This window comes from Phycicoccus sp. Root101, assembly GCF_001426245.1.
Taxonomy (GTDB): domain Bacteria; phylum Actinomycetota; class Actinomycetes; order Actinomycetales; family Dermatophilaceae; genus Pedococcus.
The window spans coordinates 502,405-517,517 of the sequence record NZ_LMCM01000006.1 but is presented as its reverse complement, the minus strand read 5'-3'; the positions used below and the strand labels follow the sequence as shown (position 1 = coordinate 517,517).

General features: G+C 72.0%; 12 protein-coding genes and 1 pseudogene. 6 read left to right on the top strand and 7 right to left on the bottom strand.

What is annotated here, in order from left to right; translation table 11 throughout:
* Positions 1-19: 19 nt before the first annotated feature.
* The 3 genes from ASC58_RS09820 to ASC58_RS09810 form a co-directional block, all read right to left on the bottom strand.
* A complete protein-coding gene (locus ASC58_RS09820) occupies positions 20-1,315 on the bottom strand; it encodes a YncE family protein (RefSeq protein WP_056919123.1) in 1,296 nt (431 codons plus the stop codon).
* Positions 1,312-2,181 carry a polysaccharide deacetylase family protein gene (locus ASC58_RS21590; RefSeq protein WP_235529165.1) on the bottom strand — a complete coding sequence of 290 codons (870 nt, stop codon included), beginning with the start codon at positions 2,179-2,181 and terminating at the stop codon, positions 1,312-1,314. Before ASC58_RS21590 ends, ASC58_RS09820 begins: the two co-directional genes overlap by 4 nt.
* Positions 2,182-2,294: 113 nt before the next feature.
* Positions 2,295-2,780 carry a MarR family winged helix-turn-helix transcriptional regulator gene (locus ASC58_RS09810; protein ID WP_056914610.1) on the bottom strand — a complete coding sequence of 162 codons (486 nt, stop codon included), beginning with the start codon at positions 2,778-2,780 and terminating at the stop codon, positions 2,295-2,297.
* Positions 2,781-2,874: 94 nt separating this feature from the next.
* Between ASC58_RS09810 and ASC58_RS09805 the strand changes: the two genes are divergently transcribed.
* Together ASC58_RS09805 and ASC58_RS09800 are read left to right on the top strand one after the other, a co-directional pair.
* Complete coding sequence (locus ASC58_RS09805) at positions 2,875-3,453, top strand: NADPH-dependent F420 reductase (protein WP_056914609.1); 579 nt, start codon at positions 2,875-2,877, stop codon at positions 3,451-3,453.
* A gap of 68 nt (positions 3,454-3,521) precedes the next feature.
* Entirely contained in the window at positions 3,522-4,220 is a 699-nt protein-coding gene (locus tag ASC58_RS09800) for an alpha/beta hydrolase (protein WP_082553127.1), read from the top strand.
* Here the strand turns inward: ASC58_RS09800 and ASC58_RS09795 are convergent.
* The gene (locus tag ASC58_RS09795) at positions 4,126-5,445 is read right to left on the bottom strand and encodes a hypothetical protein (protein ID WP_157598418.1); all 1,320 of its coding nucleotides are present in this window, start codon (positions 5,443-5,445) and stop codon (positions 4,126-4,128) included. The two genes, ASC58_RS09800 and ASC58_RS09795, sit on opposite strands and share 95 nt — an antisense overlap.
* A 148-nt stretch (positions 5,446-5,593) precedes the next feature.
* On the opposite strand from ASC58_RS09795, the pseudogene serA reads away from it, so the two are divergent.
* Both serA and ASC58_RS09785 read left to right on the top strand, forming a co-directional pair.
* A pseudogene (serA, locus tag ASC58_RS09790) lies at positions 5,594-6,796 on the top strand (phosphoglycerate dehydrogenase); the annotation flags it as partial.
* Between the two features lie 34 nt (positions 6,797-6,830).
* On the top strand, positions 6,831-8,192 hold the full coding sequence (locus tag ASC58_RS09785) for an FAD-binding oxidoreductase (RefSeq protein WP_056919120.1): 1,362 nt from the start codon (positions 6,831-6,833) through the stop codon (positions 8,190-8,192).
* A 59-nt stretch (positions 8,193-8,251) separates the two neighbouring features.
* Here ASC58_RS09785 and ASC58_RS09780 read toward each other — a convergent pair whose 3' ends face one another.
* Complete coding sequence (locus ASC58_RS09780) at positions 8,252-10,324, bottom strand: ATP-binding protein (RefSeq protein ID WP_082553126.1); 2,073 nt, start codon at positions 10,322-10,324, stop codon at positions 8,252-8,254.
* Between the two features lie 144 nt (positions 10,325-10,468).
* Here ASC58_RS09780 and ASC58_RS09775 point away from each other — a divergent pair, with 144 nt between their 5' ends.
* The gene (locus ASC58_RS09775; protein WP_056914604.1) at positions 10,469-10,798 is read left to right on the top strand and encodes a cupin domain-containing protein; all 330 of its coding nucleotides are present in this window, start codon (positions 10,469-10,471) and stop codon (positions 10,796-10,798) included.
* 63 nt (positions 10,799-10,861) lie between these two features.
* Here ASC58_RS09775 and ASC58_RS09770 read toward each other — a convergent pair whose 3' ends face one another.
* A complete protein-coding gene (locus tag ASC58_RS09770; RefSeq protein WP_056919118.1) occupies positions 10,862-11,152 on the bottom strand; it encodes a three-helix bundle dimerization domain-containing protein in 291 nt (96 codons plus the stop codon).
* Between the two features lie 97 nt (positions 11,153-11,249).
* On the opposite strand from ASC58_RS09770, the gene ASC58_RS09765 reads away from it, so the two are divergent.
* Positions 11,250-12,068 (top strand): arylamine N-acetyltransferase, encoded by an 819-nt coding sequence (locus ASC58_RS09765; RefSeq protein WP_056917101.1) that lies wholly within the window; start codon positions 11,250-11,252, stop codon positions 12,066-12,068.
* A 101-nt stretch (positions 12,069-12,169) separates the two neighbouring features.
* On the opposite strand, the gene ASC58_RS09760 is transcribed toward ASC58_RS09765, so the two are convergent.
* On the bottom strand, positions 12,170-15,019 hold the full coding sequence (locus ASC58_RS09760) for an IPT/TIG domain-containing protein (protein WP_056919117.1): 2,850 nt from the start codon (positions 15,017-15,019) through the stop codon (positions 12,170-12,172).
* Between the last annotated feature and the right edge of the window lie 94 nt (positions 15,020-15,113).

Here is a 15,113-nt window from a genome sequence, read left to right as displayed (position 1 = left end):
GCGCCGGAGGTGCGACCGCTCAGCGCATGTTGCCGGTGTGACCGAGGCTGAAGCGCCCGGGCTGAGGCCACACGCACAGGCCGTGCGGACCGGAGTCGACGGGGATCTTGTGCAGGAGCCTGCCCGTCGTGGTGTCGAACACGTAGACCACGGCGTCGTAGCGTCCGGCGAGCCACAGCTGCGACCCGTCGGCGGTCACGCCGCCCATGTCCGGCGACCCTCCGCCCGGGATCCTCCACAGAGCCGTCCTGGCCAGCGTGGTGGAGTCGAGCACGGTGATGGTGCCCTCATCGCGGTTGGAGACATAGACGTGCCTGGCGTCGCGCGACGGGTAGATGCCGTGGGCGCCGAGCCCGGTGCGGATGAACCGGGTCACCGTGAGGCGGCGTGCGTCGACGACCCAGACACCGTTGCGCAGCATGTCCGCGACCAGGAAGTGCCTGCCGTCGGGGGCCAGCCGGACGTCCTGGGGCATCGCGCTGGCGCCGGGGGCCAGGCCGTTCTTGGGACTGCCCGGCATGGCCATCGCCTCGCCCGGGGAGGTCGCTCCAGGTGTCCTCACCGCGTTGAGGTCGATGACCTTGTGGACCTTCGTCGCTGCCCTGTCGATGACGAGGAGCTTGCCGCTGAACTCGCAGCTCGCCACGAAGAAGGACTGGTCGGCCGAGTAGTCGGCGTGGTTGATGCCCGAGCAGGGCACCGACAGCGAACGCTGCAGCTTCATCGTGTGCGCGTCGCGGACGTCGATGCGGTGCAGGCGCTCGGCCATCACCAGCGCGTGGGCGCCGTCCGGGGTGAAGTACAGGTTGTAGGGGTCCTGGACGGCCACCGGCCTGCCTGCGTGACCGGTCACCGGGTTGATCGGGGTCAGCGTGTTGCCCTTGTCGGCGTTGACCCACAACGTCTTCAGGTCCCACGAGGGCACGACGTGCTGGGGCTCCCGCGCGGTGGGGAAGCGCCCCACGACCTTGTAGGTGTGCGGATCGATGAGCTGCACCGTGTTGCTCAGGGTGTCGGGCACGTAGACCATCGGTCGCGCGCGGCGGGTGACGGTGGTGAGCGCCTGGGCGCCGGCGGCGGCATACACGTCGGGCGTGGTGGTGCCGGCGGCAGCCACGGGTGCGACGCCGGAGCCGGCGGACGTGGTGGTCGACGACGACGCGGTGTGCCGCGGGCCCTGGCCCGCGGCACAGCCTCCCGCGCCCACAGCCAGCAGGAGGGCGAGGGCCGTCGTCCTCACCCCTCGCGGCCGGACGCGCGCCGCGGGTCGCGGCGGGACGGGCTCGCGGATCGACGCCGGCTCGCGGGCCTTCACGCGTCACGCAGCATCGTCGAGAGGGTGACGGCCCGGAGACCCTTGCGCTGCAGGCCCGCGAGGATGGCGGGCAGCGCGTCCACCGTGCCCCGGTGGCCGAAGTGGAGGCTGACGATGGACCCGGCCTTCACCGCTCCGAGGGTGCGGTCGCGGACGGCGGCTCCGCCGGGGTCACGGAAGTCCTCGGGATCCACGTCGTAGGAGACGCACCGGTGGTAGCCGGCGGCCGCGGCGGCAGCGCGGATCGTCGGGGTGCTGCGTTGCGTACCCGAGGGACGGAACCACCAGCCGGGCGTCCCGATCGCTGCCTCGAGGGCGTGGGCGCCACGGACGGCCTCGTCGACGGCCTGCGCCGCACTCAGCTGCTTCATCTGCTGGTGGCTCCACGTGTGGTTGCCGAGCTCGTGGCCCGCAGCCACCACCTGCCGACCGAGGTGCGGGTTCTGTCGCAGCCACGTGCCGACGGCGAAGACGGTGATCTCTGCCTCCGCGTCGGCGCACGCCCGCAGGACCTCGTGGGCCAGGTCCGCCGGTCCCTGGCCGTGGAAGGTGAGGGCCACCTGCTGGGTGGACGCCGGGCCGTGGGTGATGTCGTCGCCGGCGGTCAGGGCGATCGCCGGTGGACCCGAACCGGGCCCCGCAACGTGGGCGGTCGTCGTCGTGGTCGGAGCGCTCGTCGAGGACGTCGCGCGGCCTGCGGACGCGGGCCTCGCGGGCGATGTGGGGGAGGCCTGCGGCTGGCCTGACGGGGTGGAGCAGCTCGCGACGGCCAGGGCGGACGCGCCGGTGAGGGCCGCGCCCAGGACCGCCCGACGGGTCGGCGCGGGCGGGGAGGTTTCGGTGACCGGGTCCGGGCGCTGCTCCACAACCGCCCACGCTAGGTGGGTCGACTTGAGCGGTTCCTGAGAGAGCGTCGTCGAGTCAGGTCCCCGGCCCCGCAACCGCCGTTCCGACCGGCTCCATGGGGACGGATCCGGGCTCAGGAACCCGCGTAGAGGCTCGTCATCTGGCCGTCGGCGTCCAGCGTCGACAACAGGGCGTCACCGAGCTCGCGGAGCTGGGCGACCTGTCGCGCGTCGAGCGCGTCGAAGACCAGCCGCCGCACCGCGCCGACGTGCCCGGGTGCCGCCGCCACCACGGCCTCCATCCCCTCGGGCGTCAGGCGCGCGTTGGTGGCCCGTTTGTCCTGGGGGCAGGGGAACCGTTCCACCAGGCCGCGGTCCTCGAGGCGGCGCACGACGTGGGACAACCGGGGGAGGGTGGCATTGGTGCGCTGGGCCAGGGCCGTCATGCGCAGCGTCCGGTCATCGGCTTCGGAGAGCATCGCCAGGACGAAGTACTCGAAGTGCGTCACCCCGGCCTCGCGGCGCAGCTGCGAGTCGAGCGCCGCGGGCAGCAGCTCGACGACCGCCATGAGGCGCAGCCAGGCCGCCCGCTCGTCGGGCTCGAGCCAGTTCGGTTCCATGGGCCGATGCTAGGTGAATACTTGATGGAACAACTAATTGGTGTAGGCTCTTACTTGAAGCATCAACCAATCACCACACCCCCGGGAGAGCGTCATGGCACACCTCAGCATCATCGGCACCGGCACCATGGGTCAGGCCATCGCGGCCGTCGCGGGTCGCGGCGGCCACACCGTCCAGCTGCTCGGGCAGTCCGACGCGAGCACCTCGATCACGGGCGACATCGTGGTGCTCGCCGTCCCCTACCCGGCCGTCGCCGCGGTCATCGCGGAGCGCGGGGAGTCCTTCGCCGGCAAGGTCGTCGTCGACATCACCAACCCCCTCAACTTCGAGACGTTCGACTCGCTCACGGTTGCCCCCGACGGTTCGGCCGCGGCCGAGATCGCTGCCGCCCTGCCGCAGTCGCACGTGCTGAAGGCGTTCAACACCAACTTCGCCGCGACGCTGGCCGGCGGCACGGTCGGAGACCTGCCGACCACCGTCCTCATCGCCGGTGACGACGCCGACGCCAAGTCCACGCTCGCCGGCATCGTCACGTCGGGCGGTCTCAAGGCCATCGACGCCGGACAGCTCTCGCGGGCCCGTGAGCTCGAGGCCATCGGCTTCCTGCAGATCACGCTGGCCGCCGGCGAGAAGATCGCCTGGACCGGCGGTTTCGGCGTCGTCCCGGCCTGACACGCCGGGGCGCCCCTGGTGCCTCACCGTCCCGCGAGCGTCACACCACCCACCCCCTTGGAGCACCCGTGAGCACCCCCGTCAGCCCGACCACCGGACCGACCCAGCCGTTCGGCCGCCCCGTGGTGGCCTGGTCCGGCTCGACCGACCCGAGCGTTCCGCTCGTCGTCCTGCTGCACGGGCGTGGTTCCACCGAGCGGGAGATCCTTTCGCTGACTCCCCACCTCCCGCACGGAGCGTCGTATGCCGCGGTGCGGGCTCCGATCGCCGAGGGCGGAGGGTTCGCGTGGTTCGCCAACCGGGGGATCGGCCGTCCCGTGGCCTCGTCGCTCGAGGCCACGATGGGCTGGTTCGAAACGTGGCTCGACGAGGTCGCCCCTGCCGGGCGGCCCGTGATCCTGGTCGGGTTCAGTGGTGGCGCCGCGTTCGCCGGCGGTCTCGTCCTGTCGGATCCCTCCCGCTACTCCGGAGCGGCGATCCTCTACGGCACCTTGCCGTTCGACGCCGGTGTCCCCGTCACGACGGGCCGACTGGCGAACCTCCCCGTCCTCGTGGCCCAGGGCGAGGCGGACCAGGTCATCCCGCGCGAGCTCCTCGATGCCACCTGGACCTATCTGCTGGGCGAGTCCGGGGCGCCGACGGTGGCGCACCGGGCCCCGGGCGGTCACGGGATCACAGCCGCCAGCCTGCAGCGGCTGTCCGGCTGGATCGCAGATCGGTGCGACCACCTCCAGCACCACCGGACCGCGCCGCCCTCCCTGAGGTGACGGTCAGCATCGCCCACCGGTGAAGCGGCGCCGCTCCTGCCGATCCGCTCGGGATCGTGGGGGGACGTTCCGCCCGCAGGGGGCCGACGAGGATGACGTAGGTCGCGGCCAGGGCGAAGGCGATCATCGCCGAACCGTGGAGTGGGTCCAGGGCGGGGACCCAGCGCGCCAGGTGCAGGGCGAGGACGACCGTCAGGCTCCACCAGGGCCAACGCCTTCGCGATCCCGCCACGTCCCACAGCAGCGCCCCTGCCGCCAGTCCGGCCGTGTAGTAGCGGTTGGTGCCCGGGTCGAGGGCCAGCCGGCTGGCCATGACGAGCAGCAGGACCCCGGTCGTCCTTCGGCGCCACACCGCGACCCCGCCGAGGACGAGGCCGATGGCGGTCTGGAGAGGCCGGTCCCAGAACGGCGTCCGGGCCGCGCGGGGGTCCAGGAGGTGCAACCCGGACAGGGGGCGGTTGACGATCGTGTAGTGCATGGCGCGGATCGTCTGCGGGTCGGCGACGAAGAACGGCAGCCACCCCGCGGTCACGCCGACCACCGCCGCGCCGACGCCGATGGCCCGGGAGCGCAGGCCGGGAAGGGCCAGGAGCACGACCGTCACCGGGAGGGCCCAGGGCTTGGAGTCGACCGCGGCGGCGACGGCCACCCCGGCCCAGGCGGGGTGGTCGGAGAGCACGCAGGACAGGGCGATGACGCAGAAGGTCAGGGCCAGGACGTCGTCGAGGTGGGCCGAGCTGATCGCGGCGTACAGCCAGACGGGGGTGAAGCACGCGGTGGCAAGCAGGAGGGGACCCTCGGCGCCCTTGCGGGCCGCTGTGCCGCGTCGACGGCGGAGCCGGCCGTCGATGCCGTGGACGAGGACCACCACGGCGGCGCCCGACGCGGTTCCGAGCGCCTCTGCGGCGAGCAGGCCGTGGCCGGCCGACAGCTGGGTCAGCGCCCAGGCCAGGCCGAGCGCGACGGGGCCGATCTGGAGCAGCGGGTGCTCGGCGTACACGTGCAGTCCGGCCGTGGTGCCGTCGTCGAGGTCGGCCAGCACGCGACCCCCGGTGGCGAAGAAGTGCCACGAGCCGCCGCCGTGCACCGCCAGGGCGGCGAACCAGCCCGCAGCCCAGAGGACGAGGACCACGGTGCGCCACCACGCCAGGACCAACGCCACGACCGACGCCGGGTGCGGCGCCCGGGGCCGTCGGACGGCGCCGGAGGTCGCCATACGGGTCACTGCCTGAGTGTCGGTCGGCCGACCTGAGCAGCGTCTGAGGGGGCCTCTCGATGCAGGGGTGATCCGCAGTACGGGCTGCTCGACGTCCACCTCGGCGGGGATGGCAGCATGAGGCGACCACTCGAACGAAGGCTCAACCGGAGGACATCGCGTGAAGGTATTGCTGCTGGAGAACGTGCACGCACGTGCTGCCGAGGCGTTCCGCAGGAGTGGCCACGAGGTGGACCTGCGGGCCGCCTCCATGACCGAGGACGAGCTCGTCGAGGCGCTCGAGGGAGTGTCCCTGCTCGGCATACGGTCGAACACCAAGGTGACCCGACGGGTCCTCGAGTCGGCGCCCGACCTCCTGGCCGTGGGCTGCTTCTGCATCGGGACCAACCAGGTCGACGTCGCCGCGGCCTCCACGCTCGGGGTGGCGGTCTTCAACGCGCCCTTCTCGAACACCCGAAGCGTCGTCGAGCTCGTGCTCGGCGAGCTGATCGCGCTGGCGCGCCGCCTGCCCGAGAAGACCCAGCGCATGCACGACGGCATCTGGGACAAGTCGGCCAAGGGCAGCCGCGAGATCCGCGGTCGCACGCTGGGCATCATCGGGTACGGCAACATCGGCACCCAGCTGTCCAACGTGGCCGAGGCGGTGGGCCTGCGTGTCGTGTTCTACGACACCGCGGACCGTCCGGCCCACGGCAACGCCCGACGGGTCGACACGCTCGAGGAGCTCCTCGGCCAGTCGGACGTCGTGAGCCTGCACGTGGACGGTCGGCCGGGCAACGCCGGCCTGTTCGGCGCCGAGCAGCTCGCACAGATGAAGCCGGGGGCGGTGCTCATCAACGCCTCCCGCGGGATGGTCGTCGACGACCTCGCCCTGCGCGACCACATCCTGTCGGGACACCTCTCGGGTGCTGCCATCGACGTGTTCCCCGCCGAGCCCAAGGCGCAGGGCGACCCGTTCGACTCGCCGCTGCGCGGCCTCGACAACGTCATCCTCACCCCCCACGTGGGCGGTTCGACGCAGGAGGCGCAGGAGGAGATCGCCGGCTTCGTCTCGACCAAGCTGCTCGGGTTCGTCGAGGGCGGCTCCACGTCGCTGTCGGTGAACCTGCCCGAGGTCGCCGCACCGTCGGTCGACAGCGTCCAGCGGCTCGGGTACCTGCACCACAACGTCCCCGGCGTGCTCGCCTCGATCAACCAGATCTTCGCCGAGGCCGGCACGAACATCACCGGCCAGTCCCTGTCGACCCGCGGGGAGTACGGCTACGTCGTCACCGACACCGACACCCCGGTCCCCGAGGAGACGGCCGAACGCCTGCGCCAGCTCGACAACACGATCTGGATCCGGTCATGGGCCGTCTGAGCGGTCCGTGCACGCCGGGCCGGGGGAGCCGGGCATGACCGACACGGCCGCGCTGCAGGAGCTCGCCGAGCTGCTGCCCGGACGGGTGGTCACCGACGGCATCGCGATGGAGGCCTTCTCGACCGACGCGTCCCGCGCCGTCCTGGTGGGCCCCCCGGCTGCAGTCGTCACGGCGACGTCGACGTCGGACGTCAGCGTGGCCCTGCGCTGGGCGAGCCGCCACCAGGTGCCGGTCTCGGTGCGTGGCAGCGGCACCGGGCTCACCGGGGGCGCTGTCGCCTACCCCGGGGGCCTGGTCATCTCCCTCGCCAGCATGGACGCCATCGAGGCCGTCGACCCCGCGAACCGCCTGGCCCACGTCCAGGCCGGCGTCATCACGGCCGACATCGACCGCGCTGCCGCGGCGCACGGCCTGATGTACGCACCCGACCCGGCCAGCTACCAGGAGTCGACCATCGGCGGGAACATCGCCACCAACGCCGGTGGGCTCAGGTGCGTGAAGTTCGGCGTGACGGCGGACAGCATCGCGGGCCTCGAGGTCGTCCTCGCGACCGGCGAGGTCATCAGGACCGGCGGCCAGACCCGCAAGGACGTCGTGGGGTACGACCTGACCCGGTTGTTCGTCGGCTCCGAGGGCACACTGGGCGTCGTCACGTCTGCGACGGTCCGGCTGCTGCCCCGACCCACGGGCGACACCATCACCTTCCGGGCGGCCTTCCCCTCCTTGGTCGACGCGGGGGAGGCGGTGACGGCGATCATGCGTCGCCCGAGCCCGCCCGACGTCATGGAGCTCATGGACCGCCTCAGCGTCGAGGCCGTCGAACGGCTCCAACCCACGGGGGCCGTCGTCGAGGGTGCCGCCGCCGTGCTCGTGGGCCAGTTCATCGGACCGGGGGCACGCGAGGACGTCGTCGCGGTGGCCGAGATCTGCCGCCGACATAACGCGCTCGGCGTCGCCCAGGCCGACGGCGACGTGCTGCTCGAGGCGCGTCGGGTGACCGGCCGGGCCCTCTCGGCCGAAGGGCTGCGGGTGTCCTCGGACATCGCGGTCCCGATCTCTCGCCTCGCCGACATGTTCGCCGCGATCGAGCAGATCGGTATGGCGCACGGGGTCTCGATCCCGACCTTCGCCCACGCCGGTGACGGGAACCTGCACCCCTCGGTCATCGTCGACCCCGACGACGCCGAGGCCCGCGACAGGGGGGAGATGGTCCTCGACGAGGTCAGCGACGCGGCCCTCGCCCTGGGCGGCACCCTCACCGGGGAGCACGGCATCGGCTCGCTGAAGCGGCACGCGCTGCCCAAGCAGCTCGACGCCCCCACGCTGGCGGCCCACCGGCTCGTCAAGCAGGCGTTCGACCCGCTCGGCATCCTCTCGCCGGGCCGCGGGATCTAGCGTCCGGCTGGGCGGGCAGGGACCCGTCGGGCGTCGCAGCACCCTCCGGGTTCCGTCGACTAGGCCTGCTCGCCGACCACGTGGGGCAGCCTGACCGTGAACGTGCTGCCCCTGCCCTGGGCCGACGCCACCTCGATGTGGCCCTGGTGCTGGGCGACGATGGCATGGACGATGCTCAGCCCGAGACCGGTGCCCTGGATCGCCTGCTCGGTCACGGTCGAGGAACGGAAGAAGCGCCGGAACAGCTGACCGTGCTCGGCCTCGGGGATCCCCATGCCCGTGTCGTGGACGACGATCTCGCTGCCCGACGTGGTGTGGGCCAGCCGGACCTCGATGGAGCCACCGTCCGGAGTGAACTTCACCGCGTTGGTCAACAGGTTGAGCAGGGCCCGTTCGAGCTGCACCGGGTCGACGTGGCTGACCAGCGGCGCCTCGGGCACGACGGTCGAGATCTCGAGCGAGCGAGAGGCCAGTACCGGCGCGAGCGACTCGAGGGCCCCCCTCACCGTGCGGCGCAGGTCGGTGGGGACCAGCTCGAGCTGCAGCTCGGAGGACTCGATCTGCGACAGCGTCAGGAGGTCCTCGACGAGCAGCAGCAGTCGGCGGCTGTTGCGCTCGACCCGGCCGATGATGTCGTGCTGGCGGGTCGTGAGCTCCCCGGCCACGCCGTCGTCGAGGACCTCGGTGTAGCCGATGATGTTGGTGATGGGGGTGCGCAGCTCGTGGCTCACCGTGGCCAGGAAGTCGGCCTTGACCCGGTCGGTCTCACGCAGCCGCTCAGCCGCCTCCCGCTCGTGCTGGAGGCTCATCATCAGGGCCTCGTGGGCGGCCTCGCGTTCGGTGACGTCCTCCGCGGTCGCCAGGAAGCCGGACACCCCGCCGTCCTCGTCAGGGATGGCGCTGAGGGTCATCCGGACCGACCGTTCCGCACCGTCGCTGCGCCGGAACGACCACAGCCGGTGGGTGTCGCCGAGCCCGACCGAGGCCCGACAGATGCCGGCGAAGGTGGGCTCGGCGCTCAGGTCCGAGGCGTGGCGACGGAGCTCGTCGGGGGACAGGTAGGCGTCCAGCAGGCTCCCGACCACGGCCTCGGGCCTGCGCCCCAGCATCGTCTCCGCGCCGGGGTTGAACAGGACGACCCTGCCGTCGCGGTCCGTGGTGACGACCGCGGTGCCGGTGGCCTGGGCCACGAGCCGTTCCCGGGTCTCGCGTTCCCGAGCCGCGCTCGCCGCCGACATCCGTTGCTGGGTGGCCATGACGGCCAGCGGCAGCAGGATCAGTCCCGAGTCGATGAGGAACAGCTGGAGCACGCCGGCGGCGAGCTCGGGTGAGAGGTCGTAGCGCGCCCTGATGTCCCAGATGGGCCCGAGGTGGGCCGCTGTCAGGCCGGAGCCGATCACCCCGACCGCGGTGAGCAGCAGAGTGGCCTCCCGCAGGGTTCCGCGGAACGCCAGCCAGGCGAACATCGGCATCACCACGAAGATGATCGGTGGCGCGTCGGCCACCACGAACACCACCACGGTCGTGGCGAGGAGGATCACCGACTGCACCAGGCGCTCGCGCTGACCGGCCAGCGGCTGGAACCTGGGGGTCCTCAGGAACAGCGGCAGCAGGACCATCAGTGAGGCCGTGTGGGAACCGAAGGCGGCCAGCGCACCCAGCAGGGGGTTGCCGGTGCCGGTGACGGCGCACACCGCGCCATACCCCAGGCCCGCCACGGCGGCGCCCATGGCCGTGGAGCCGATCATCGTGGACACGTCACCCTTGTCGAGCAGGGCAGCCCGTCCGCTGCTGCGGATGAGCAGCTGCCGAACCACGTGCGCCGCCACCACCGAGCTGGCGCTGAACCCCGTCGCGATGGCCAACGGGTAGCCGCGCAGGAGGTAGGCGACCACCATGACGGCGAAACCCGCCGCGAGCAGCCGGGGTCGCCAGACCCGGGACGAGGTCAGGTGGAATCCCGCGATGAGCCCCACAGCGGGCCACACGGCCGGGACCCGGCTCGACGCGTCGACATCGCCCAGGACCAGCCACGCCGCGGCGAACACGCTCAGCTGGAGCAGGACCACCCGGAACGCCCGGTGCCCGGGCACGGGTCCAGCACGCAGCCGCCATCCCTGTGCGGCTCTCATCGCATCCACGCCGTTCCCTCGCCAGAGTCTCGACACGGAGTCATCGAGTACTGACTCCCATCGGCCGGGGGAGCCGCGACCTGAGGCCTCGGACCCGGCGGATTACGGGGGCGACGCCTGGCCCTCGACGGGCAGGATGGGGGCATGACTCGACTCCTCGACACCACGGCGCCCGTCACCCTGGAGCCTGTTCCCGCCACCACCGTCGTCGAGGGCAGCCCTCAGGCCGGTGCGCGGCCGCTCGCCGAGGTCGTCGGGACAGAGGTCGGCGTGTGGGAGCTGACGGCTGGCACCGTCACCGACGTCGAGGTCGACGAGGTGTTCGTGGTGCTGAGCGGGTCCGCGACCGTCAGCTTCGAGGACGGCGAGGTGATCGACCTCGGGCCCGGCGTCACCGTCCACCTGCGGGCGGGGGACCGGACGACGTGGACGGTGCACGAGGTCCTGCGCAAGGTGTACGTCGCCGGAGCCTGAGACCAAAGCGGCTCGGAGGTGCCTCGCCGCAGGACCTGACCCGGCGTCAGCAGGCGCTTGGGTTCAGGCCGAGACACGCGTCCGGCGCGCGTGAGGAGCCGTTGCCGCCGGTGACGCCGGTGACGCGGATGACGTCGGTGAAGCCGGTGTTGTGGACCCGGTCGCCAGGGCGCGGAGCCGGTCGGTGCTCACCCGCTGCACGAGCAGCGGGACGTAGTCACGGACCGGTCCGTCGAACGTGCGGTAGACCTCGTCGACGACCGTTCGCACCGCCTCGGGGTCCACGGACGGGAACTTCGACACCAACTGGCCGACGACCTGCTCGAGGGCGCTGGCCTCATGAATGCTGGACACGTCCAGCAGCGTCCTCCTCGCGCCTGTGCTCCGCAAGGCTTGCCGGCTCCGTCTCGCCTGTCGTCCGCAGGGGGTCGGGGTTTGCTTGACTGTGCGCATGCCGACCGATGACTGGCACACCGACTCGCTCGACCTCGAGGGGTACCTGCTTCGGGTCGGGCTGCCTGCCAGGGCCCCGGGGGTCGATGCGCTGGCGGAGCTGCACGAGGCCCACGTCCGCACCTTCACGTTCGACAACATCGACGTGCTGCTCGGCCAGCACCCCGGTGTCTCGCTCGACGCAGTGCAGGAGAAGTTCGTCGGCCGGGGACGGGGTGGGTACTGCTTCGAGCACAGCACCATCTTCGCCGCCGTCCTGCACCGACTGGGGTATGACGTGCGCCGGCACCTCGGTCGGGTCGGCGATCCCGCGGCCGGGACCCAGCAGGGTCGCACCCACATGGTCGTCGAGGTCGTCCTGGACGGGCGGCGGCTGCTGTGCGACACCGGGTTCGGGATGAGCCTGCTGCGGCCGATCCCGCTGGAGGACGGCGCCCGCGCCGAACAGGAGCCGGGCTGGGACTACCGGGTGCGGCACACCCCGGGAGGTTGGGCCCTGGACCGCCGGCACGGACAGGACTGGGAGGTCACGCACACCACCGACGAGCTCGAGGTGCGGCCGGTCGACGTCGTGATGGGGCACCACTTCACGAGCACCTTCCCGGGCTCGCACTTCACCCGCGGCCTCATGGTCACCAAGCACCTGCCGGGCCGCCACGTCGCGGTGACCCACGAGGCGCTGACCATCCGCACTCCCGGCGAACCGACCCAGCACCGCCCCCTGGCGGTCGACGAGGTCGATGAGTGGCTGACGACGCTGTCCGTGCCCTTGTCGTCGGAGGAGCGACGTCGCCTGCTGCGCACGCTTGGCTCGTGAGGTGCCTCCGCCCGGGCCGGGGTGGGACCGGCACGACGTGACCCCGCACCCGTGAGGGAGGGTGCGGGGCCACGCCTGTCGATCGGGCGGTGCCTGTCGACCTAGGGGATGTACGGCACCACCCACACGTGGCCCCTGCCGGACCTGGCACCCGCCGTGACGTCCTCGGTGACGTAGAGGTCCGAGCTCGTGGGGTCCACGAACAGACCCTGGGCGAACGGGAACCCGGTCGTGCCTCCCGGCGTCAGGCTCGGGTCTGCCGGACGGGTGCAGGTGAGGGAGCAGTACACCGTCGCCTCGGGTGACCCGGCCGCCGGAACCTTGCCAGCGGTGACGTACACGGTGCCCGCGGACCCACCGGGCAGCGCGGCCGTCAATGTCGAGGCGTCGAACCGGTAGATCGTGGCGTTCGCGGTGCCGGGCGACTCCGAGATGTAGACCAGGTTGTGCTTCGAGTCAGCAGCCACCCCGGCGATGAAGACCGGCGCGGGGGTCGGCAGGAAGTCGACCGTGGTCGTCTGGCACGGTGCCGGGTTGGGGCTGGCGGTGGGGTTGGCGCAGGCGGCCGTGGTGTCGAAGTAGGTCGCGGCGTTGTTCTCCGGCATGAAGAGCCGGTTGCCGAGGAGACTCATCGTCCCGTTGATCCCGCGGCTGGCAGCGCCGACCTTCTGCGCCTGCGTCACCGCCACGACGTCCACGGTCTGCGACCTCGGGTCACCCGCGATGCCGTTGATGCGGCGGATGTTCCCGTCCACCAGGTCGCCGACGTACAGGGTGTCGCGGGCGGCGTCGAGGGCCAAGGAGTTGGTCTTCAGGTTGTCCAGCAGCCCGGGGGCCATGCCGACGGGCGCATCGATCGTCGCGGTGTCGGGGTGGAAGGTCAGTCGCCAGACGCCGGGGCTCCGGACCGCGTTGTCGGGCACGTACACCCAGTGCGTCCCGTCGGCCCTGGCGCGCGGGTCGTAGACGGCCTGGCCGGGGGAGCCGATGGTGAAGCCGGGGTCGCAGGCTGCGACGTTGGGCGCGTTCACCTTGGTCCCCGGCACGGGGTCGAGACGGCACAGCCCGTTGCCGTGGTCGGAGACCCAGTAGTGCCCACCGGACGAGGTGCCGTCGGGGATCCAGGTCACCCCACCCTTGGGCGCGGTCACTCCGGAGCTGTACAGCGTGCCGATCGGCGCGGCATACGTGAACCGGTCGGCGGCCACGGCGGCGCTGGTGCCGGCGGTGGTGGTGACCTGGACGTCAACCACGGAGCCGTCGGTGCCGGCGGGACTCACCACGGTGCACTGGGACCCGTCGGCCAGGCAGCTGACGCCCGTTCCGGACGCCGTCCCGAAGCTGATCGTCGCGGTGCCGTCGGGGCTGACCAGGGCCGTGCCCTTGACGGTGACCGCCGTCCCGCCCTTGGCGAGGCCCGTCGTCGGGCTGATGCCGGTCACGACCGGGCTCCCGGGCGCGGGGGCCGTCGCCGTGTAGGTGAACTGGTCGGCCCCCACCCTGGCGCTGGTCTGCGACTCGACGTTGGTCACCCGCACGTCCACGACGCCGGAACCGGTCGAGGCCGGCGAGGTCGCCGTGCAGGAGGTCCCGTCGGCCAGGCACGACACAGCCGTTGCGTGCAGGGTGCCGAAGCTGATGGTGGTCCCGAAGGCGACCGGGTCCGCCGACCCTGCGACGGAGTTCACGAGGTTCTTGCCCGTGACGGTCACCGCGAGCCCACCGGCGACGTCGCCCGTGGCGGGGGAGACACCGGTGACGCTGGGCTGTGAGGCGGCGCCCGCCGCCTTCCACTCGTGCGCCTGGGCGTTGACCGGGGTCGCGAGGGGGAAGCTGGGGTCGTCCCCGACGTACACGTCGAGTGTCGCCGGGTCGACTGCCACGCCGGTGATGTTCTGGTACTGCGTGCGGCGGACCCCGTCGAACGTCGAGGTGTACGCCGGGCTGATGTCGGTGGACAGGACGTCCGTCGCGCCCGTGCGGGGGTTGTACGTCAGGACCTGCGACGGCGTGTTCCGCGGTGCGTCGGCGATGTAGAGGACCTTGCCGTCGTTGGCCAGGCCGCCCGGGAAGCTGAAGAGCGCGGCGCCGTTGGCGCTGGCCACCGTGGTGGCCGTGCACGCCGAGGCGCCACAGGCGGGCCGCCCGCCGGTGCCGTCGACGTCCTTGATGACCGACATCCCCGCGCCACCGAGCTCCGCAACGTACAGGTCGTGGTGGGTGACCCCGTCGGACCCCGTCAGGGAGATCAGGCTGAGGGCGTTGACCCCGCGGCCGTCAGAGGTCGAGCCGATCTTCGTCACCGTCGGCGTGACCGTGGCGCCCGTGCGGTCCTTTCCGGAGGGGTTGAGCACCTGCATGATGTCGCCGGACTTGAGGTAGCCGACGTAGAGCCGTTCGGCGCCGTCGGGTCCGGTGCCGAGGGCGATGCCCTGGGCGCGTCCACCACCCGATCCGCCGCCGACTGCCGTCACGTTCGGCACCTGGAGCGCCGTGGCACCGCCCAGCCCGTCCGAGGCGGCGGTGTAGGTGAAGCGGAGGACCTGGTTGGTCTTGCTCGACGAGTCCGCTTGGTAGACAAGGTTCTTCGTGGAGTCGTAGGCCACCTGGCCGCCCTTTGCCGTGCCGTTGCACTTGGTGGTGCCGGCCGTCGCGGGAAGGGTCTCGCACAGACCCAGCACCCCGTCGCTGACCCAGAAGTGGCCGCCTCCCCCGGGGAGGAAGACCCCGCCGCCGGGTCGGGTGAGGTTCTGCGCCACCAGGGTGCCCGTGACGAGGGCTGCCTGGGCCGTGGTGGCCAGCGTCGCGGAACCCGCGACCGCCAGCAGGGACGCGACCGCGACGGCGCCCAGCGCCTTGCGACGCCTGCTCCCGACCGTGCTCGCTGCTGGTGGGACCGGAACCGCGAGGCCAGCCTGCCCCCAGCTCTGCCTCCGAGGCTGTGTGCTCATTTCGTCCTCCGTGGTCTCGGGCGGTGGTCCGAGGGATCCCGTCCCTGTTCGTCGACACCGGATGTGTCGTACCGATGCATCGTCTCTGCGTGAC